Origin of the sequence: Pseudomonas sp. MM211 (assembly GCF_020386635.1) — a bacterium.
GTDB lineage: Bacteria > Pseudomonadota > Gammaproteobacteria > Pseudomonadales > Pseudomonadaceae > Aquipseudomonas.
In genome coordinates, this window is the sequence record NZ_CP081942.1 from 2,026,692 (window position 1) to 2,045,736 (window position 19,045).

At 63.4% G+C, this 19,045-nt stretch carries 20 protein-coding genes and 1 pseudogene; 16 read left to right on the plus strand and 5 right to left on the minus strand.

The window, feature by feature from the left end:
* From K5Q02_RS09195 to K5Q02_RS09225, 7 genes are all read left to right on the plus strand, one after another.
* Entirely contained in the window at positions 1–606 is a 606-nt protein-coding gene (locus tag K5Q02_RS09195) for a 3'-5' exonuclease (protein ID WP_225838469.1), read from the plus strand.
* Between the two features lie 138 nt (positions 607–744).
* Positions 745–1,236, plus strand: a complete 492-nt coding sequence (locus K5Q02_RS09200) for a sigma-70 family RNA polymerase sigma factor (protein WP_225838471.1) — start codon at positions 745–747, stop codon at positions 1,234–1,236.
* Positions 1,233–2,150: a FecR family protein gene (locus K5Q02_RS09205; RefSeq protein WP_225838472.1), complete on the plus strand. Its 918-nt coding sequence runs from the start codon at positions 1,233–1,235 to the stop codon at positions 2,148–2,150. The genes K5Q02_RS09200 and K5Q02_RS09205 overlap by 4 nt, the downstream gene beginning before the upstream one ends.
* 77 nt (positions 2,151–2,227) lie before the next feature.
* Complete coding sequence (locus K5Q02_RS09210) at positions 2,228–4,606, plus strand: TonB-dependent siderophore receptor (RefSeq protein ID WP_225838474.1); 2,379 nt, start codon at positions 2,228–2,230, stop codon at positions 4,604–4,606.
* Between the two features lie 149 nt (positions 4,607–4,755).
* A complete protein-coding gene (locus K5Q02_RS09215; protein ID WP_225838475.1) occupies positions 4,756–6,084 on the plus strand; it encodes a DEAD/DEAH box helicase in 1,329 nt (442 codons plus the stop codon).
* Between the two features lie 7 nt (positions 6,085–6,091).
* On the plus strand, positions 6,092–6,577 hold the full coding sequence (locus K5Q02_RS09220; protein WP_225838477.1) for an NUDIX hydrolase: 486 nt from the start codon (positions 6,092–6,094) through the stop codon (positions 6,575–6,577).
* 30 nt (positions 6,578–6,607) lie between these two features.
* Positions 6,608–7,078, plus strand: a complete 471-nt coding sequence (locus K5Q02_RS09225; protein WP_225838479.1) for a GNAT family N-acetyltransferase — start codon at positions 6,608–6,610, stop codon at positions 7,076–7,078.
* Between the two features lie 57 nt (positions 7,079–7,135).
* Here the strand turns inward: K5Q02_RS09225 and K5Q02_RS09230 are convergent, their stop codons facing one another.
* Genes K5Q02_RS09230 through K5Q02_RS09245 form a run of 4 tightly spaced genes read right to left on the minus strand, consistent with a single transcriptional unit; the run spans position 7,136 to position 10,319 of the window.
* Complete coding sequence (locus K5Q02_RS09230) at positions 7,136–7,702, minus strand: nucleotidyltransferase family protein (RefSeq protein WP_225838481.1); 567 nt, start codon at positions 7,700–7,702, stop codon at positions 7,136–7,138.
* A gap of 37 nt (positions 7,703–7,739) precedes the next feature.
* Positions 7,740–8,102: a VOC family protein gene (locus K5Q02_RS09235; protein WP_225838482.1), complete on the minus strand. Its 363-nt coding sequence runs from the start codon at positions 8,100–8,102 to the stop codon at positions 7,740–7,742.
* Between the two features lie 22 nt (positions 8,103–8,124).
* Positions 8,125–9,369 (minus strand): TIGR03862 family flavoprotein, encoded by a 1,245-nt coding sequence (locus K5Q02_RS09240; protein ID WP_225838484.1) that lies wholly within the window; start codon positions 9,367–9,369, stop codon positions 8,125–8,127.
* Between the two features lie 29 nt (positions 9,370–9,398).
* Positions 9,399–10,319: a histone deacetylase family protein gene (locus K5Q02_RS09245; protein WP_225838485.1), complete on the minus strand. Its 921-nt coding sequence runs from the start codon at positions 10,317–10,319 to the stop codon at positions 9,399–9,401.
* 48 nt (positions 10,320–10,367) lie between these two features.
* On the opposite strand from K5Q02_RS09245, the gene K5Q02_RS09250 reads away from it, so the two are divergent.
* From K5Q02_RS09250 to K5Q02_RS09290, 9 genes and pseudogenes are all read left to right on the plus strand, one after another.
* Positions 10,368–10,922, plus strand: coding sequence for a GNAT family N-acetyltransferase (locus K5Q02_RS09250; RefSeq protein WP_225838487.1), 555 nt, complete (start codon positions 10,368–10,370; stop codon positions 10,920–10,922).
* 120 nt (positions 10,923–11,042) lie between these two features.
* Positions 11,043–11,912, plus strand: coding sequence for an acyl-CoA thioesterase II (gene tesB, locus K5Q02_RS09255; RefSeq protein ID WP_225838489.1), 870 nt, complete (start codon positions 11,043–11,045; stop codon positions 11,910–11,912).
* Positions 11,913–12,223: 311 nt separating this feature from the next.
* The gene (locus tag K5Q02_RS09260; RefSeq protein ID WP_225838491.1) at positions 12,224–12,757 is read left to right on the plus strand and encodes a Csu type fimbrial protein; all 534 of its coding nucleotides are present in this window, start codon (positions 12,224–12,226) and stop codon (positions 12,755–12,757) included.
* Between the two features lie 58 nt (positions 12,758–12,815).
* Entirely contained in the window at positions 12,816–13,328 is a 513-nt protein-coding gene (locus tag K5Q02_RS09265; RefSeq protein ID WP_225838493.1) for a Csu type fimbrial protein, read from the plus strand.
* Between the two features lie 5 nt (positions 13,329–13,333).
* Positions 13,334–13,876, plus strand: coding sequence for a Csu type fimbrial protein (locus K5Q02_RS09270; protein ID WP_225838495.1), 543 nt, complete (start codon positions 13,334–13,336; stop codon positions 13,874–13,876).
* Positions 13,877–13,890: 14 nt separating this feature from the next.
* The gene (locus K5Q02_RS09275; RefSeq protein WP_225838497.1) at positions 13,891–14,670 is read left to right on the plus strand and encodes a fimbrial biogenesis chaperone; all 780 of its coding nucleotides are present in this window, start codon (positions 13,891–13,893) and stop codon (positions 14,668–14,670) included.
* Between the two features lie 38 nt (positions 14,671–14,708).
* Positions 14,709–17,025: pseudogene (locus K5Q02_RS09280) on the plus strand (fimbria/pilus outer membrane usher protein).
* Between the two features lie 11 nt (positions 17,026–17,036).
* Positions 17,037–17,996, plus strand: coding sequence for a Csu type fimbrial protein (locus tag K5Q02_RS09285; protein WP_225838498.1), 960 nt, complete (start codon positions 17,037–17,039; stop codon positions 17,994–17,996).
* A gap of 43 nt (positions 17,997–18,039) precedes the next feature.
* Positions 18,040–18,636 carry an HAD family hydrolase gene (locus tag K5Q02_RS09290; RefSeq protein WP_225838500.1) on the plus strand — a complete coding sequence of 199 codons (597 nt, stop codon included), beginning with the start codon at positions 18,040–18,042 and terminating at the stop codon, positions 18,634–18,636.
* Here K5Q02_RS09290 and cueR read toward each other — a convergent pair.
* A complete protein-coding gene (cueR, locus tag K5Q02_RS09295) occupies positions 18,612–19,043 on the minus strand; it encodes a Cu(I)-responsive transcriptional regulator (RefSeq protein ID WP_225838501.1) in 432 nt (143 codons plus the stop codon). The two genes, K5Q02_RS09290 and cueR, sit on opposite strands and share 25 nt — an antisense overlap.
* Positions 19,044–19,045: the final 2 nt, after the last annotated feature.

Consider the following 19,045-nt stretch of genomic DNA (forward strand, 5'->3'; position numbering starts at 1 on the left):
GTGAAACCCATCGCTGTCATCGACTTCGAAACTACCGGCATGTCGCCGGCCCAGCAGGCCCGCGCCACCGAAATCGGTGTAGTGATCATCGAGAACGGGCAGATCACCGCGCGCTACCAGAGCCTGATGAACAGCGGTGCCTGGGTGCCGCCGTTCATCGAGCAACTGACCGGCATCAGCAACGCCATGCTGCGCAGCGCACCCCCGGCAGCCGAGGTGATGCACGAGGTCGCCGAGTTCGTTGGCGACGTTCCGATGCTCGCGCACAACGCCTCCTTCGATCAGAAGTTCTGGGACGCCGAGCTGGGCCTGATCGGTCGCACGCGTGTCCAGCAGTTCGCCTGCTCGCTGCTGCTGTCACGCCGCCTGCTGCCTGGCGCACCGAGCCACAAGCTCGGCAACCTCAATCGCTGGGCGCGCCTGCCGGACACCGGCAAGGCTCACCGGGCTCTGGCCGATGCGGAAATGGCTGCCAACCTGACGTTGCATCTGTGTTGCCTGCTGCGTGAGCAGTACGGCCGCAACGTGGTCGATCATGATTTTCTGCGTCAGCTGCAGGGCATGTCCGCAGCCAAGGTACGCGCGCTGCTCGGCTCAGCGAGCTAAGTGCCGGTCGAGCAGTCAGCTGGCTACTAATAGTTCTCATTTACTTTGCCTCGTGGCGCTCTCTATACTGCCCGCCCCCTGATGGCTGACGCCGTCGAAACATGGCCGAGGTGGATGATGGAGTGGGGCGGAATCAATTTGCGCTGGGCCTACACTGATCTGCTGCTGAGCCTGAGTCGGCGTACCCATTGCGTGCAGCGTGCCTATGACGTGCTGCACGACGCCTTCATTCGCTTCGTGCTCGCCAACCAGCGTGGCGTCATCGAACAGCCCAACGCCTACCTGCGGCGCATCGCCCATTCTGTGCTGATCGACCATTACCGCGACGCCTCGCGCTATCAGCCGTTTCCCGAGGCTGGCAGCGAGCCTCGCATGGAATCGGACGATGGCGCGTCGTTCGTCCCTTCGGCTGAGCATCTGGCCGATATCCAGCAGCGCCTGGACGCCCTGCAGCGCATTCTCGATTGCCTGCCGCCGCGCTGTCGTGAAGTATTCTGGCTGGTGCGCATCGAAGGGCACCGCCAGGTGGAAGTCGCCGCGATGCTGCAGATCAGCACCACGATGGTCGAGCGCCACCTGGTGCGTGCCCTGCTCGATCTGCACGAGGCCCGCGAGCTGCTCTGCCCATGAGCGCGCGGCGTCGTGAGGCGGCGCACTGGTTCGCGCGGCTGCTCGAGTTGCCGGACGATCACCCCGAACGTCAGGTCTTCGCCAACTGGCTGGCCGCCGACCCGCGCAACGCTCAAGAATTTCACAGCTTCAAGCGCCTGTGGGGCGACTTCTCCAGCACCGACCAGACGCGTGCTTTGGCCGGCGCCATGGAGAACGTCGGGCGCCGGCGTTTTCTGCGCAATGGCATGCTCGGCGGCTTGCTGCTCGGCGGCCTGGGTTCCTGGCTGCTGGCCCGCCATGCCGCGCGCCAGGAGCTGCAGCTGTTCACCGGTATCGGTGCGTTGCGGCGCATGCAACTGGCCGACGGCAGCGAGGTGCAGATGGATGCCGATACACGCATTCAGGTGCTCTTCGATGACCGCGTGCGGCATCTGACGCTGTTGCGTGGCCGGGCCATCTTCGACGTGCGCCACGACCCGCAACGCCCCTTCGTAGTGGATGCCGGCGCGGCACAGGTGCGGGTGCTGGGGACGCGTTTTGTGGTCGAGACGTTCGACCGGCGCGTGCAGGTCAGCGTGGCCCGTGGCCGGGTCGCGATGACCAGCGGCGAGCAGCGCATCGAACTGGGTGCTGATCAGGTCGGCCTTTATCGTGAGTCTGTCGGGCTGCGGCGTTCCGATCGCAAGGCGGCGGGCGCTTTCGGCTTCAGCAGCGGCAGCCTGGTTTTCGAACAGGCCGACCTGGGCGAGGTGGTGGCCGGTCTTGCCCGTTATCGCGAAAAGCCGCTGCGCCTCGAGCAGCCTGTCATGCCGCAGACCATCACCGCCGTTGTGCAAATCGCCGATATCGAGGCATTCGTTCAGGCTTTGCCGCAGCTTGCCGGGGTACGCCTGCAGGAGCGTGCCGACGGCACCCTGTTGCTGCCGCGCTGAAATTTTTTCGCGTTCCAGGTTGGGCTTTTCGGGGCCTGCTCCGTCAAGGTGTATCCGAGATCATCACGAGACCCATCATGCTGCGCACATCCCTGAGAACACTGGTTACCGCCAGCGCCCTGACGCTAGCACTGGGCGTACAGGCAGCCCCTGTCGAACTGGATCTGCCGGCGCAGCCACTGGCCGCAACCTTGAAGCAGCTCGCCAGCCAGGCCGGGGTGACCCTCGCCGTCGATGATCGGCTGGTCGCAAGCCGCTCGGCGCCTGCGCTGAAAGGTGCCTTCACCATCGACGACGCATTGCAGCGTCTGCTCGCCGGTTCGGGGCTGGTGGTGCAGCGCAGCGGCGATATCTGGCTGATCATGGAGCACGCGCCGTCCGCCGCGCTCGACCTGCAGGCCACCACCATCAGCAGTGATCTGGCGAGCAGCGCTACCGAAGGCACCGGTTCCTACACCACCCGTGCGGTCACCCTGGGCAAGGGCGCGCAATCGCTGCGTGAAACCCCGCAGTCGGTGAGCGTGATTACCCGCCAGCAGATGGACGACCGCAACTTCACTTCGCTGGATCAGGTGCTCTACAGCGCGCCGGGTATCACCCTGCAGACGCGCAACTTCGGCGATCATCAGTACAACTCCCGGGGCTTCGAACTGGGCGCCGATGCCTATCTGGTCGATGGCATGCCCGGCGTGATCCACAGCCCCACTGGCTGGATGACTCCGGACACCGCCGTCTACGACCGCGTGGAGATTCTGCGCGGCGCTGCCGGCCTGCTAGTCGGCAACGGCAACCCGGGCGGCGCGGTCAATCTGGTGCGCAAGCGGCCGACCGCCGAGCCGCACTTCTCGGTGACCACCCGCGCCGGCTCCGACGATTTCTACCGCATGGACCTGGATGGCAGTGGCGCGCTGAACGAGTCCCGCACCCTGCGCGGTCGTGCCCTGGTGGCCTATGAAGATCGCCAGTATTTCTACGACCGTGAAGCCAGCCGCAAACCGCTGTTCTACGGCATCGTCGAAGCCGATCTGAATGACGCCTCGACCCTGTCCGTCGGCCTGCGCAGGCAGACGGGCGTCACCAGTGGCTATTCGATCTTCGGCCTGCCGCGTTACAGCAACGGCAAGGCCCTCGACGTTTCCCGTTCCACCTCGCTGGCCCAGGACTGGAACCGCCACGAAAGCGAGCAGACCGAAGTCTTCGCCGACCTGGAATATCGCCTCAACGAGGACTGGACCAGCAAGACCTCGCTGACTCGTGCCGAAGGGGGCTTCGATCAGCGCGCCGCCTTGCCGCGCAATGCCATCAACCCGGTCACCAACACAGGATCGCGGCTTTACAACGTGCTGTACCGCAGCGATGACGTGACCAATACCGGCATCGATAGCAACCTCTCCGGCAACTTCGAAGCCTTCGGTCTGCGCCATACGCTGATGGTCGGCGCCAACTGGTCGCGCGAAGAGCAGTACAGCAAGAACGCCAACATTGGCATCGGCGTGCCTATCGACGTGTTCAATCCTGATCACCACGCCGTTGGCAGGCCCGAGCGCACCCGCTGGACTGCCATCAACGACAGCACCGAGACACGCTATGGTGTTTACGCCAACACGCGGCTGTACCTCAGCGAGCCACTGAGCGTGGTGCTCGGCGGGCGGTTGAGCTGGTATGACTACGAAACCCAGGACGTGATTTCGGCGGATAGGCGCAAATACGTTGCCCGAGAAAAGCACGAGTTCACGCCCTTCGTCGGTGTCATCTATGACCTCAACGAGCAGTGGTCGTGGTACACCAGCTACGCTGATATCTTCCAGCCACAAAGCGATTACCGCACGGCAGCAGGCTCGCTGCTCGATCCGGCCGTTGGCGTCAATTACGAAACCGGTATCAAGGGCGAGCTGTATGAGGGACGCCTGAACCTTTCCGCCGCGCTGTTCTACATCAAGCAGGATGACGTGGCGGCCCTGGATCCAAGCGGGGCAATCTGCCCTGATAACATCGATCAGTCCTGTTATCTGAACAGCGAGATCCAGCGCAGCAAAGGCTACGAGCTGGAAGCCAGCGGCGAACTACTCTCCGGCTGGCAGGTGGCTGCCGGCTACACCTTCAACCAGACCAGCAAGGCCAGCGGCGGCCCTACCGACTACCAGACGCCCAAGCACCTGCTGCGCGCCTCCACCACCTACCAGTTGCCCGGCGCGCTCAATCGCCTGACCGTTGGTGGTGCCGTTTCCGCACAGAGCGGCTACAGCACCGATACCTACGGCCCTGAAGTGAGCAACGCCGGTCGTGCGGTCTACGATGCCCTGGCCTCCTGGAAAATCGACCAGCACTGGACCATCGGCCTCGACGCCAAGAACCTGTTCGACAAGAAGTACTACAAGTCCGTGGGTGAGCTGCGCCGCGGCAACTACTACGGCGATCCACGCAGTTACATGCTGACCCTGCGCGGCGATTTCTAAGCCGCGTGCCGGATCACGTAGCCTGGCGTTGAGCGAAGCGATACCCAGGATGTCCATTCCCGGGTATCGCCGCGCTGCAACTGCTGAGCGGCCGCTATCCGGACAGGATAAACTGTGCGGCATCTCCATTGCCCACCACGTTGCCCGCCATGACCTTCGCTTCCCTCGGCCTGATCGAACCCCTGCTGCGCTGCCTCGACGGCCTCGATTACAAGACCCCGACGCCCGTCCAGGCCCAGGCCATCGGCCCGATCATCAAGGGCCGCGATCTGATGGCCGCGGCGCAGACCGGCACCGGCAAGACCGCCGCCTTCACCCTGCCGATCCTGCAGCGCCTGATGATGGAAGGCCCGACCGTCGCCAGCAACTCGGTGCGCGCCCTGATACTGGTGCCTACCCGCGAGCTGGCCGAGCAGGTGCAACAGAGCGTGCAGACCTATTCGCAGTTTCTGCCCCTGCGCAGTTACGCGGTGTACGGTGGCGTGAGCATCAACCCGCAGATGATGAAACTGCGAAAAGGCCTCGACGTATTGGTCGCCACCCCTGGCCGGTTGCTCGACTTGTACCGCCAGAATGCAGTGAAATTTTCCCAGTTGCAGGTGCTGGTGCTCGACGAAGCCGATCGCATGCTCGACCTTGGCTTTGCCCGCGAGCTGGATGACCTGTTCGCCGCCTTGCCGAAGAAGCGCCAGACCCTGCTGTTTTCCGCGACCTTCTCCGAGGCCATTCGCACCCTGGCCGGTGAAATGCTGCACGACCCGCTGAGCATCGAAGTCAGCCCGCGCAATGCCGCCGCCAAGTCGGTCAAACAGTGGCTGATCCCGGTCGACAAGAAGCGCAAGGCCGAGCTGTTCCTGCACCTGTACCGCAGCAAGAAATGGTCGCAGGTGCTGGTCTTCGTCAAGACCCGCAAGGGTGTCGACGAGCTGGAGCAGGAACTGCTGGCCGCAGGCATTCGCGCGGACGCGATCCACGGTGATAAGCCGCAGCCGACTCGCCTGCGCGCACTGCAGCGCTTCAAGGCCGGCGAAGTCGATGTACTGGTCGCCACCGACGTGGCAGCCCGTGGCCTGGATATCGACGACCTACCGATGGTGGTCAACTTCGACCTGCCCATCGTTGCCGAGGATTACGTGCACCGCATCGGCCGTACCGGGCGCGCTGGTGCCACCGGCCAGGCGGTGTCGCTGGTCTGCGCCGACGAGGTGCAGTTGCTCTCGGCCATCGAGGCACTGATCCAGCAGGTGCTGCAGCGTGTCGACGAGCCGGATTTCATCCCCGATCACCGTGTGCCGCAGACGCTTGCTGGCGGCCAGGTAGTAAAGAAACCGAAGAAACCGAAAAAGTCCAAGGTGGTGGGCGGTGGTAAATCCGGCAGCCTGGGCCGTTGGATGGAAAACGACGAGCCCGCCGCACCGCCGGTCAAGGCCATCCGCAAGGTGCCGAGCTTCGGCGGTAAGCCGAAGAGCGGGCGTTAGGAAGACCATGCGGGAGCGAAAGTCCGCGAGACTGTTGGTCGTCAGCCCTGCTGGAAGGATTCTTCTATTCAGGTTTTCCCATGACCAGGGAGCGTTGAGGGGCACTAGCTATTGGGCCACCCCGGGTGGTGCTCTTGAAGATGGGGAGACCTTCGAAGCTGCAGCCAGGCGGGAATTGCACGAGGAGACCGGCATTGAGATCCTTTCTGTCGGTCTGCCGGTGGGTTACCGAGATTTCCCAATGTGCATGCCCGATGGCGAAAGGGTCGAGGCGCGGGAACAGTATTTTTGCGTGCGAGCGCAGAGCGAAAACCTGAATCGCTCGCGGTGGACTGCGCAGGAGGTCGAGGTTATCCGCGATCACCATTGGTGGACTGTCAGCGAGTTGCAGTCAACCGAGGAGCGGGTTTGGCCGGAGCGCTTGCTGGACATGTTGCACGAAGCTGGCGTAATCACCGGCGATCCGCTGGCGAAGCAATCCACTGTTCGGTAAGGCTGTCGAAGTTTTCCACAGGCGCTACTAATGAACTCACGCTCACTTATCCGCAGTGCCACGCTCCTTGATGTAGCGGCCATCACGTCGATAGTCCACGAGGCCTACGCCCCCTACATTCCGCGGATCGGCAAAGAGCCGGCGCCGATGCTCGATGACTATCGCCAGGTCATTGAGCAATGCAGGGTGTTCGTATTGGAAGCGGACGGTGCTGTGAGGGGCGTTTTGGTGCTGGAGCAGGAGGGCGATGTCCTGCATGTGCAGAACGTCGCGGTCTGCAATCAGGCCCGTGGCCAGGGGCTGGGCAGGCAACTGATGAGTTTCGCTGAACATCAGGCTCGGGCGCTGGGTTGTGAGGCCATCGAGCTGTACACCAACGAGCTGATGACCGAGAACATCCTCTTCTACCCGCGTTTGGGATATCGGGAAACGCGGCGGGCGGTTGAAGACGGTTACGCCCGGGTGTTCTTTCGAAAGGCGATCCAGGGCCAGGATGCGTAACGCAGAGGGCCCTGGGTATCGCTTCGCTCAACCCAGGCTACGCCTGTTTCACCCCGTTCAAGGCATCTCTATTTTCAGCCAAGGCCAGCGCGCCTGGTAACTCTGGGCCTTGCGCATAAACATCGCGGGGTGCGGATTTAGCGGATTGATGCGCAGTATTCCTTGTTGCAGCTCATCCAGGCCGTGGGTGCTGTATAGCTCGCCACTACTGACATCCACGGCCACACAGGTTGCCTTGATCAAATAGCGGTCGATGCCATCAAAGACGCTCTGCAGTCGTGGGCATGGAGCGCCGAACCTCTGCTCGTACCAAAGGTGCACACGGGCCTGGTTGCGTACTTCGATATTGCTCGCTAGGTGAGCGCAGGCTTTCTGCACTCGCTCGATGATCTGGTTTTCGGCTTCCCAAGACACATCCTGGTCGAAGTAGAAAACATCGTAATCCTTGATGCCCCAATCCGCAGGCTGACCCGATTGCAGGTTCCAAACGGCTTGGAACAGGCAGCCGGCAGTGAGCGTGCAGGCTGGAATATCGAGCTTGGGAAGTAGCTGCAGCAGCGCCTGATTCACAGGGTTGCTCAGGGCCGCCTCGAGCAGTTGCTGACCACTGATGGCGTGATTCATGGAAACGTCCCCAGCCGTGCTCATGGCGTTCCCGGGTTCAGATATTCTGCCCGATCCGCCACAGCACGCCGCTCGGGTCGAAGATGATGAACTCGCGGATGCCCCAGGGTTGGTCTTGCGGTTCGATGGTGCGCACACCGAAGCGTTCGGCGAGGTTTTCCTTCTGCACATTGGCCCACCAGGCTTCGACGTCGTCGACCAGCAGGTGCATGACGAAGTTGTCCGCCTGCTCCTTGACGTAAAAGTTCTGCAGCAGGAAAGCGTTGTGTTCGCCGTTGCTGAAGTAGCTCATATCATCTGACTGCCAGCCGGGTTTGAAACCCAGCGCGGTGTAGAAGGCCTGGCTGAGTGGGTAGTCCTTTGCCGGAATGAAAGTCTTGAGTTCGACGCTGGTCAGCATGGGGATCCTCCCGATCCGTGGGTTATCGGTTTTTGGTTCGCAGCCAGCGGGCGATGCCCTGGCCGGCCATGCGGCCACTGGCGAAGCAGGCGGTGAGCAGGTAGCCGCCGGTAGGCGCTTCCCAGTCGAGCATTTCCCCCGCGCAGAAGGTGCCGGGCAGAGCGGTCAGCATCAACCCTTTGTCGAGTGCTTCGAAAGGCACGCCACCAGCGCTGCTGATCGCTTCCTCCAGCGGGCGCGGTTGGCGCAGTTCGATGGGCAGGGCCTTGATCGAGGCGGCCAGGCGCTGGGGATTGGCGTAGTGCTCGGCGGGGGTCAGCTCGCGCAGCAGCGCAGCCTTGACACCATCCAGCCCGGCCTGACGGTGCAGGTGTTTGGCCATGGAGTGTGAGCCACGGGGCTTGCTCAAGGCCTTGCTCAAGGCGTCTTCGCTGCGCTGCGGCAGCAGGTCGAGGTGCACCGTGCAGCTGCCGTCACGGGTGATGCGCTGGCGAATGCCGGCGGACAGGGCGTACACCAGGCTGCCTTCGATGCCAGTGGCGGTAAGCACGAACTCACCCTGGCGCTGCGCCTCACCGCTCAGCCCCAGGGCGACGTTCTTCAGCGGCGCACCGGCGAATTTCTCGCGCAGCAGCGGGCTCCAGGCGGCTACGTCGAAACCGCAGTTGCTCGGTTGCAGCGGCGCAACGGGCACGCCGGCCTGCTGCAGGTGGGCGACCCAGCTGCCGTCGGAACCGAGTCGCGGCCAACTGCCGCCGCCCAGGGCCAGCAATACGGCATCGGCGTGGACGGAGCGCTCGCCTTCGGGGGTGTCCACACGCAGGCTGCCGTCGGCATTCCAGCCCAGCCAGCGGTGCCGTGTGTGCAGGTGCACGCCGGCTTCGCGCAGGCGTTTGAGCCAGGCGCGCAGCAGTGGCGCGGCTTTCATGTCGGTGGGGAACACGCGACCCGAGGTGCCGATGAAGGTCTCGATGCCCAGGCCATGAATCCAGGCGCGCAGGGCATCGGCATCGAAGCCTTGCAGCAGTCTGTCGATCTGCCCTTGGCGCTCGCCGTAGCGGCTGACGAACGCCGGGTAGGCTTCGGAGTGGGTGATGTTCATGCCGCCGACGCCGGCCAGGAGGAACTTGCGGCCCACCGAGGGCATGGCGTCGTAGAGGTCGACCCGCAGGCCGGCACTCGCCAGCACCTCGGCAGCCATCAGGCCGGCTGGGCCGCCGCCGATGATGGCGACCGAGTGGGAGGTGGGCGTGGGGATATCGGTCATGGCGGTGTCAGCTGGGCAAAGGGGGAAGTTTACCCGAGCCCTCGTTGCTGCCATACCCGCGCGGCGCTGTGATGGAGAATGCCGTGGCGGCGGGCCAGGGCGTGGCGATCCTTGCTGTAGCCGCCACCGATCACGCCGACCACTGGAATGTCGCGGCCCAGGCACTGATGCAGCACGGCTTCGTCGCGGGCAGCCAGGCCGGCGTCGCTGAGTTGCAGATAGCCGAGGGCATCGTCGCGGTGCACGTCGACGCCGGCGTCATAGAGCACGATATCTGGCTGATAGAGGGGCAGCAGGTAGTCGAGGGTGTCGTCGACGACTTTCAGGTAGTCGCGGTCGCCCATGCCACGAGGCAGCGGGATGTCCCAGTCGCTGCTGGCCTTGCGTGCCGGGTAGTTCTGCTCGCAGTGCAGCGACACGGTGACGGCGTTGTCCACGTGTTCGAGCAGCCGCGCGGTGCCGTCACCCTGGTGAACGTCGCAATCGAAGATCAGTACGCGATGCGCCTTGCCGCTTTCCAGCAGGTAACGGGCGATCACGGCCAGGTCGTTGAAGATGCAGAAGCCTGCCGGGTAATCGTAGTGGGCGTGGTGGGTGCCGCCTGCCAGGTGACAGGCCAGGCCGTGCTGCAGCGCCTGCTCGGTTGCCAGTAGCGAGCCACCCACTGCCCGTACGGTGCGGTGCGCCAGTTCCGGGCTCCACGGCAAACCGAGGCGACGCTGATCTTGGTGGCTCAGCTCGCCGCTCAGGTAACGCTCGATATAGGCGGGGCAGTGGCAGAGGGCGAGGATGTCCGCAGGGCAGATTTGCGGACGCAGCAGGTCGGCATCCCGGGTCAGGCCGCTGTCCACCAGGTGGTCGCGCAACAGACGGAATTTCTCCATCGGGAAGCGGTGGCCTTCGGGAAAGGGCGGGCTGTAGTCGTCGTGGTAGATCAGCGGCAGGGGCATACAATGGCGGCGTTTGGTGAACCCTGGGCAGTATGCACGAGAAGCGAAATGGATGTGATCGAGCTGCAGACGCCGCGCCTGTACCTGAGCGCCTGGCGTGATGACGACCTCAATGAGCTGGCGGCCCTGTGCGCTGACGAGCAGGTAATGCGCCATTTTCCGGCGCCGTTGAGCCTTGAGCAGAGCCAGGCATTACTGGCGCGCTTGCAGCAGCACTTCAGGCAGCATGGGTTTTGTTTCTGGGCGCTGCGGCGTCGAGAGGACGGACGCTTCGTCGGCATGACCGGGCTGGCCCATGTCGGCTTCGAGGCCGCCTTCACGCCGGCGGTGGAAATCGGTTGGCGATTGCTGCCGGAACATTGGGGAAAGGGATACGCCCAGGAGGCCGCTCGTGCGGCACTGGACTGCGCCTTCGAGCGCCTGGAACTGGAGCGAGTGGTGTCCTTCACTGCCACCGTGAATGCCCCCTCGCAGCAGGTGATGCAGGCGCTCGGCATGCAGCCGGCCGGCAGCTTCGAGCACCCAGCGCTGGCGCCCGGGCACCCGCTACGTCCGCACCTGCTGTATCGGATCATGCGCGGCGAATGGCCGAAGCGGGGCTGAGCCTGTCGCCTCCGTCCTCATGCCACGATTCCTGACAGGCGGCAAAGGCATTACCATTCACCGTCCGCGCACCCCGCGCGTGTCGCAGTATTGCCCTGGGTAGGGGCCGTGGAGAACCGTATGAGTCAAGTCCTGCAAGAATTGGTGGCGCTGCTGAGCCTCGAGGCCATCGAGGAAAACCTGTTCCGTGGCGTCAGCCAGGATCTTGGTTTTCGCCAACTCTTCGGCGGTCAGGTGCTGGGCCAGTGCGTGTCGGCGGCCACTCAGACGGTCGAGACCGATCGCCATGTGCACTCACTGCATGGCTACTTTCTGCGCCCAGGCGATGCGGCTCTGCCTGTGGTGTATCAAGTCGACCGCGTGCGTGACGGCGGCAGTTTCAGCACCCGCCGAGTAACGGCGGTGCAGAAGGGCAAGGCGATCTTCACCTGCAGCGCCTCGTTCCAGTACCTCGAGGAAGGGCTCCACCATCAGGCGCAGATGCCTGATGTGCCGGGCCCTGAAGGGCTGCGTTCGGAAACCGAACTGGCCAGTCTGGTAGCCGACTCGCTGCCGCCTCGAGTACGCGAGCGTGTGCTGTTCGACAAGCCCATCGAAATTCGCCCGGTGACCGTCGATAACCCATTCGCGCCCAAGGTCAGTGAGCCGGTCAAGTACGTGTGGTTCCGCGCCGACGGCGAGTTGCCGGACACACCTGCCATCCACAAGTACCTGCTTGGCTATGCCTCGGACTTCAATCTGCTGACCACCTCGATGCTGCCCCACGGCGTATCGGTGTGGCAGAAGTTCATGCAGGTGGCCAGCCTCGATCACTCCATCTGGTTCCACGGCAACCTGCGCATGGACGATTGGCTGCTCTACGCCATGGACAGCCCCTGGGCCGGTAACGCCCGAGGTTTTTCCCGCGGCAGCGTGTTCAATCGCCAGGGGCAACTGGTCGCCTCGGTGGCTCAGGAAGGCCTGATTCGTCTGCGTGAAGACTGGCGCTGAACGATGTGTAAATGACGCCAAAATCTTGAGCTGGTGGACAGTTTTTCCATCGTCGCTGATAGCGGGTGTCCTTTTTTTCTGTAGGACATCTGCTCAGGGCTTACTCGCTCTTCTCTCACGTCAATAAATATTATCCATTCGAATCAGTATGTTGATGGCCCTATTAGACAGATGTAGAAAATAAGGCTGATTTATTGACGTGTGCAATTGCCTGAACGTGGTCGACCCTTGTCCTGTCTCCCTCTTAACGCCCGGATGCGGCTGTCCGGGTTCCTGAGCATGGGAGTTTCTTGAGTCTGCAGGAGACGGTTATGCGGCGTTCAGCGCTATTGGTTTCATCCCTTTTGGCCTTGGCCATTAGCTCGACGGCGAATGCAGCCGGTACCGTTACCGGTCAGCTTGGCATTCAACTGGTCATCACCGATGGCTGCACCGTGGGTAACGGCGGTTCTGCCGGGGGCACGTTCGGCAATATCGATTTCGGCAGCGTTGCCGCCATCACCGCGCCGCTTGAAGCGCAGTCCGTGGGTTCCGGCGGCGGTGGCTCGTTCAGCGTGACGTGCAACAACGGCACCGATTACAGCGTGACCCTCGACAGCGGCGGCAATCCCGCCGGCGGCCAGCGCAATATGAGCAATGGCACCGATCTGATCGCCTATAACCTGTTCCAGGATGCCGGCCGCACCACGCCTTGGGGCGACGGTAGCAATGGCGGCGACACGCTGGATTCGACTGGCAACGGCGAAGTGCAGGAGATCGTCGTCTATGGCCAGGTGCCGCCCCGCGCAGCCGTGCCGTCGGTGGGTACCTACACCGATACCGTGCAGGTGACGGTGGCCTGGTAAACGCCTGCAGGCGATTCGCCCAATCGCCTGCGAACCCGCTCTCTGTCTGGAAACTGCCATGACCGGCTACCGGCCCGTCCTACTGGTGGCGCTGCTGGCGCTCGCCCCGGGTTTACTCACTGCCGCGACCAAAACCGCGACCATCGGCCTGTTCGCCGAGATACTGCCTGCCTGCAGCGCGGGCAGCACGGCAGCGAACGACCTTGGCCAGTTCGGCACCTTCGACCTCGGCACCCATTCCATTCTGCGCCCTCCACTGGATGTGGTCGGCCAGCCGGGCAATGGCGCGCTGCGGGTCAATTGCCTGAGCAACACGCCCTATCAGGTGCTGATCAGCGCCGGTGGCAGTGGCAACGTCAACGCCCGGCGCCTGCAGGGGCCAAGCGCGCAGATCGCCTACAACCTCTACACCTCGGCAAGCTACCAGACCGTTTGGGATAACACGGTGGGCATCAGCCGCACCGGTACCGGCCAGGATCAATGGCTGCCGGTTTATGGCCGGGTACCGGCGCAGCGTTCCCCTGCGGCGGGCATCTACCGAGATACGGTAACCGTCACGGTGAAGTGGTGACGTCGATGCGACGCGCCTGGCCATTCGCGATTCTGCTCGCCGCACTGGATGCGCTCGCTGATACCGGCACCAACGAGCTACGTGTCGACCGGCAATTTCAGGTACGTGCGGTGATTACCGCCGGTTGCCTGCTCGGCAGCGGCGGCAGCGATGTGACCAGCTACGGCAACATCAATTTCGGCCAGATCAGCAGTCTCGGCAGTCCGGTGAGCCAGACCAGTACGCCTGGTAGCGGCTCCATCGTGCTGCAGTGCACACCGGGCATCCCATTGACCATCGGCATCGGTTCCGGGGCCAACGCCAGCAGTGTGACTGGCGGGCGTTTTCTGGCCAAAGGCGGCGAACGTCTGCGTTATCAACTATACAAGGACAGTGCCTTCAGCAATGTCTGGGGGGACGGCAACAACGGTGCCACAGCTCTCAGCGCGACGTTTCCCTCTGCTGGGGGCACTCAGAGTTATCCGGTCTATGCCCGGCTGTTCAGCGTTACGCCGATGCCCAGTGCCGGTGTTTACAGCGACGTGGTGACCGTTACCGTGAGTTATTGAACAGGGAGATCCACATGGCCCGAGCGGCATGGCAGCACCTCGATTTTCTTCATGCCAGAGCAGGGGCTTTAGTTTTACTACTGATGTTCGCGGGCCATGCGGCCGCAGCCAGTTCGGTGTTGATCTGGCCGATCAACCCGGTGATCGAGGCCGAGCAGAAAGCAGTGGCGCTGTGGCTGGAAAACCGTGGCCAGGCACCGGTCAATCTACAGATACGGGTCATGGACTGGAAACAGTCGGACTTCGAGGATCGCCTGGACGCGCAGCGTGAAGTGGTCGGTAGCCCACCGGTGGTGACCATCGCTCCGGGCAAGCGGCAGATGATCCGCCTGATGGTCATGCAGGCGCCGCAGGCCGGGCTGCAGCGAGCCTATCGGGTGCTGATCGACGAGATGCTCGACAGCAATGCGGCCCCCGATCCGCAGTTGGGGGTGAAGTTTCAGATGCGCTATTCCATCCCCCTGTTCGTGTTCGGCAGCGGCTCTGCGCCAGAGGGAGCCGCCGAACAGGCTGGCAAGACCGTGCAGCCCCTGGCGCCAAAACTCGTCTACCAGATTCAGCAGCAAGGCGGCACACGCTTCCTGCAACTGCGTAACGAGGGTACTGCCCATGCGCGATTGTCGGCGGTGAGGTTCGTTGGCAGCGGCAAACAGCAGGTGATCGCCGAGGGGCTGCTCGGTTACGTGTTGCCCGGTGCGCAAATGCGCTGGCCGTTGCCCCCGGGTGCTGATGGCGCGGTGCTGGAGGCCATGGTCAATGACCGCAAAGAGCCCCTGTCGATACCACGGCAGTGATCATGCGGTTCGGTGGTCATTGAACGATGCCCTTTGGAATGCGCGTTGCCCTGGCCCATTGGCTCGGCGCTTTGCTGTTGCTGGTGGGGCAGGGGCTGCAGGCGCAGCAGATGCCCGATGAATACGTTCTCTATCTGGAACTGGTGGTCAATGAACTGTCGACCGAGCGGATCGTGCCGGTGACCTATCGCGCCGGCCGCTATCTGCTCGACAGCGACGAGTTGCGCGCTGTCGGCGTGCCGTTGGCCGAGGATGCCAGCGGGTTGCAGGATCTGGCCGACATCCAGGGGCTGCAGAGCGACTATCAGCAGGAGTTTCAGCAACTGAAACTGACCCTGCCCAGCGATTGGCTGCCTGACCAGGCGGTGGGGCAGACCCAGGTTTATGACGGGGTGGCGGCACAGAGCTCGTTCGGGGCACTGCTCAACTACGACTTCTATTACAGCGACAGTGACGAAGGCTCGCGCCTGCTTAACGGCTGGCTGGAGCAGCGGGTGTTCGGCAGCATGGGGCGGCTCAGCAACAGCGGCGTATATCGCCATGCCTTCTCAGGCAACAGTGCTCAGGGCGATGGCTACATTCGCTACGACACCTTTTGGCGCTATAACGACCAGCAGCGGATGCTCAGCTACGAGGCCGGTGACCTGATCACCGGTGCGCTGACCTGGAACCGTGCGGTGCGCATCGGTGGGGTGCAGCTATCGCGCAATTTCGCCCTGCGCCCGGGACCTGATCACCTACCCGTTGCCGAGCTTCAGTGGCGATGCCGCAGTACCGACCTCGGTGGATCTGCTGATCAACAACAGTCGGGTCAGCAGTGAAATGCTCAACCCCGGCCCCTTCACTATCAGCAGCGTGCCCTTTATCAGCGGCGCGGGCACCGCGACTGTCGTCGCCACCGATGCATTGGGGCGTCAGGTGGCCACCGAGGTGCCGTTCTACGTGACCAACACCTTGCTGCAGAAGGGCCTCTACGATTACTCGCTGTCCGCCGGCAAGCTGCGTCAGGACTACGGTGTGGAAAACTTCGCCTACGGCAGCCAGGCCGCCAGCGGCACGTTCCGCTATGGCGTGAGCGACGGTTTCACCCTGGAAAGCCATGGTGAAAGTGGTGATGACCTGCGCCTGGTGGGGCTGGGCGGCACCTTCGCGGTAGGCACCTGGGGCACCCTGGGAACCTCGCTTTCCTACAGCGAGCACGCCGGCCAGCGCGGCCAGCAACTGAGCCTGGGCTACAGCTATTACTCACCGTTGTTCGGCCTCGCCATGCAGCGCGTGCAGCGCGACGAAGCCTATGCCGACCTCAGCGTGATCAGCGCCCTGCAGAGCAGCCGTGGGATTTCGGGGCTAGCAAAGACCACCGATCAGGTGACCCTGTCGCTGAACCCCAGACGCATCGGCAATATCGGCATCGGCTATTTTGCCAGCGAGATGCATGACGGTACCCGCAGTCGTCTGGTCAACCTATCCTGGTCACGGGGGCTGCCTGGCAACAGCAACCTGTTCCTGTCGCTCAACCGCGAAATCGGTGAGCCCGGCTATTCCGCGCTGCTGCAATGGATGATTCCCTTCGACCTGCGCTCCACCCTCAGCGTCGGCGTGGAGCGTGATCGTAACGGTGGCTATCGGCAGCGCAGCAACTTCGGTCGCAGCGCACCCAGTGAAGGCGGGGTGGGTTACAACCTGGCCTATGCTGCCGGTAACGGCGACCGCTACGCCCAGGCCGACATGACCTGGCGTGCGCGGCATGCCCAGTATCAGGCCGGCGTATACGACGACGGCGGGCGGCGCACCTACTGGGGCGATGTCAGCGGCTCCGTGGTGGCGATGAGTGGTGGGGTGTATGCCAGCAACCGCATCGATGACGCTTTCGTGCTGGTCAGCACCGATGGCTATGCCGGCGTGCCGGTGAGTTTCGAGCACCAGTTGCTCGGCGAGACCAATTCCCGTGGGCATTTGCTGGTGCCCTGGGTGCCTTCCTACTACCCGGGCCAGTACGCCATCGATTCACTGGGGCTGCCGGCCAATATCCGCACCCCGGAGGTCGAGCGCAGCATCGCGGTGCACGAGGGCAGCGGTGCAATGCTCGACTTCGAGCTGCGCCGGGTGGTGGCGGCGAGCATCGTGCTGATCGACAGCCGCGGTGAAGTGTTGCCCCGTGGCAGTCAGGTGACCCTGCAGGATCGCGACCGGCAGGCCACCGTTGGCTGGGATGGCCTGGTGTATTTCGAGGGGCTGCAGAAAAACAATCGCTTGCAGGTGGCGTTGCCCGATGGCGGCGTGTGCGCCGCTGCGTTCGAGTTGGAAAGTCTCGATGAGGAAATGTCCCTGGTGGGGCCACTGACATGCCGTTGAAGGAGGCGAAGGTGAGAGCGATTCTGCTGGCGTTACTGCTTACGTTGCCGGGGCTTGCCGCGGCGGAATGCACCGCGCCGGGATCGACGGTGTCGCTGGGCACCACCAACTCCCTGAGCCTGATCACCACCGCACCCCAGGCAGCCGGTAGCGGTGGCATTCTGTGTACGGGCAGCCTGACGCTGCTGGCCAACAACTTCATGCGCGTCACTCTCAACAGCGCAGCGGTTCTAAGCCGCGATGGCCGGCAGATTCCGTTGCAGGTGTTCACCAACTCCGGTTACACCAACGCCCTGCAGCCTGGCCAGCCCGTTACCCTCAATGGCGCGACCCTGTTGAACCTGGGTGGCAGTGGCGCGACGGTGCCGCTGTATTTCCGTACCGCCACTGGCGCCAACGTACCGGCCGGCACCTATACTGCCACCCTGAGCCTGACCTGGCAGTACGCCGTGTGCACAGGCCTCAGCGCTCTGGGTATATGCACGAACTGGAGTCGCAGCCCAGGGGTGCCACTGCCAACCTGTGTGGTGCTGGTCTGCAACCCGCCGGCCTCCTGGGGAACGGGCAGCCCGGTTACGGTGACGGTCAGCCTGGTGGTCACCAAGGCCTGTGTGATCAGCAATAGCGAGCTGGTGATGGATTTCGGTACCCAGGCGCTGGTCAGCCAGTTCGCGCCGGTTACCCGCAACATCAGTGTCACCTGCACCAATACCGAGGGCTATACCGTGGGCTTCGACAACGGCCAGAACTACCAGGCGCCTTGGCGGCGCATGGCCAGCGGCAGCAATCGGCTCAACTACAACCTGTATTTCCCCAATACCACCACCGTCTGGACTACCAGCCAGACGCAACCGATGGTCGGCAACGGCCTGCAGCAGAGCGTGCCGTTCCTGGGCATCATCGACCCCAACCAAGCCAACGTACCGGTCGGCACCTACACGGACAACGTGACGGTGATCATCATGTATTGAGCAGGTATGCTGCGGTCTCGATTCTGCAGTGGCCGGAGGGGCGATGAGTCTGCAGCGCTACACCCATTGGGTTTTCGATATGGACGGCACCCTGACCATCGCCGTGCATGATTTCGCCGCCATCCGCGTGGCGCTGGATATCCCACCTGAGGACGACATTCTTCATCACCTGGCCGCGCTTCCCGCGGATGTATCTCGGGCCAAGCACGCCTGGCTGCTCGAGCATGAGCGCGAACTGGCCGTCGCCGCGCGGCCAGCGGCAGGGGCCGTTGCGTTGGTGCGCGGCCTGCATGCGCGTGGCCTGCGCCTCGGCATTCTGACTCGCAATGCCCGTGAGCTGGCGCTGTTGACCCTGCAGGCCATTGGCGTGGACGACTGCTTCGCACCGGCTGACATTCTCGGTCGCGACGAAGCGCCGCCGAAACCCGACCCCGGCGGCCTGCTGCACTTGGCTGACCGCTGGCAGGTGGCGCCCCAGGACATGGTCATGGTCGGCGACCATCGCCATGATCTGGCCTGTGGCCGCGCCGCCGGCAGCGCTACCGTGCTGGTTAATCTGCCGACCAATCCCTGGCCGGAATTGAGCGATCACTTCGTCGCCGATTGCACGGCTCTTCAGCGCTTGTCGCTGGGCGCCTGAGCCACCTTGCAGCATCCGTCACCAGCCTGCAGGTCATCGAGAATCGGGCAGTCGGGGCGATGATCGCCCTGGCAGTGATCCACCAGATTCTGCAGCGTATCGCGCAGGGCTTCGAGTTCGGCGATCTTGCCGTTGAGCGCGTCGATATGCTCCACGGCCAGGGCTTTTACATCGGCACTGGCCCGTTCGCGGTCGTGCCACAGGGCCAGCAGCTTGCCCGACTCGGCCAGCGAGAAGCCCAGGTCACGAGCCCGGCGGATGAAGCGCAGGCGCTGCAGGTCATCGTCGCCGTACTGGCGATAACCACTTTCGCTGCGCCCGGCACTGGGCAGCAGGCCGATGGCTTCGTAGTAGCGGATCATCTTGGCGCTGAGCCCGGTGTGCTTGGCCGCCTGACCGATATTCATCG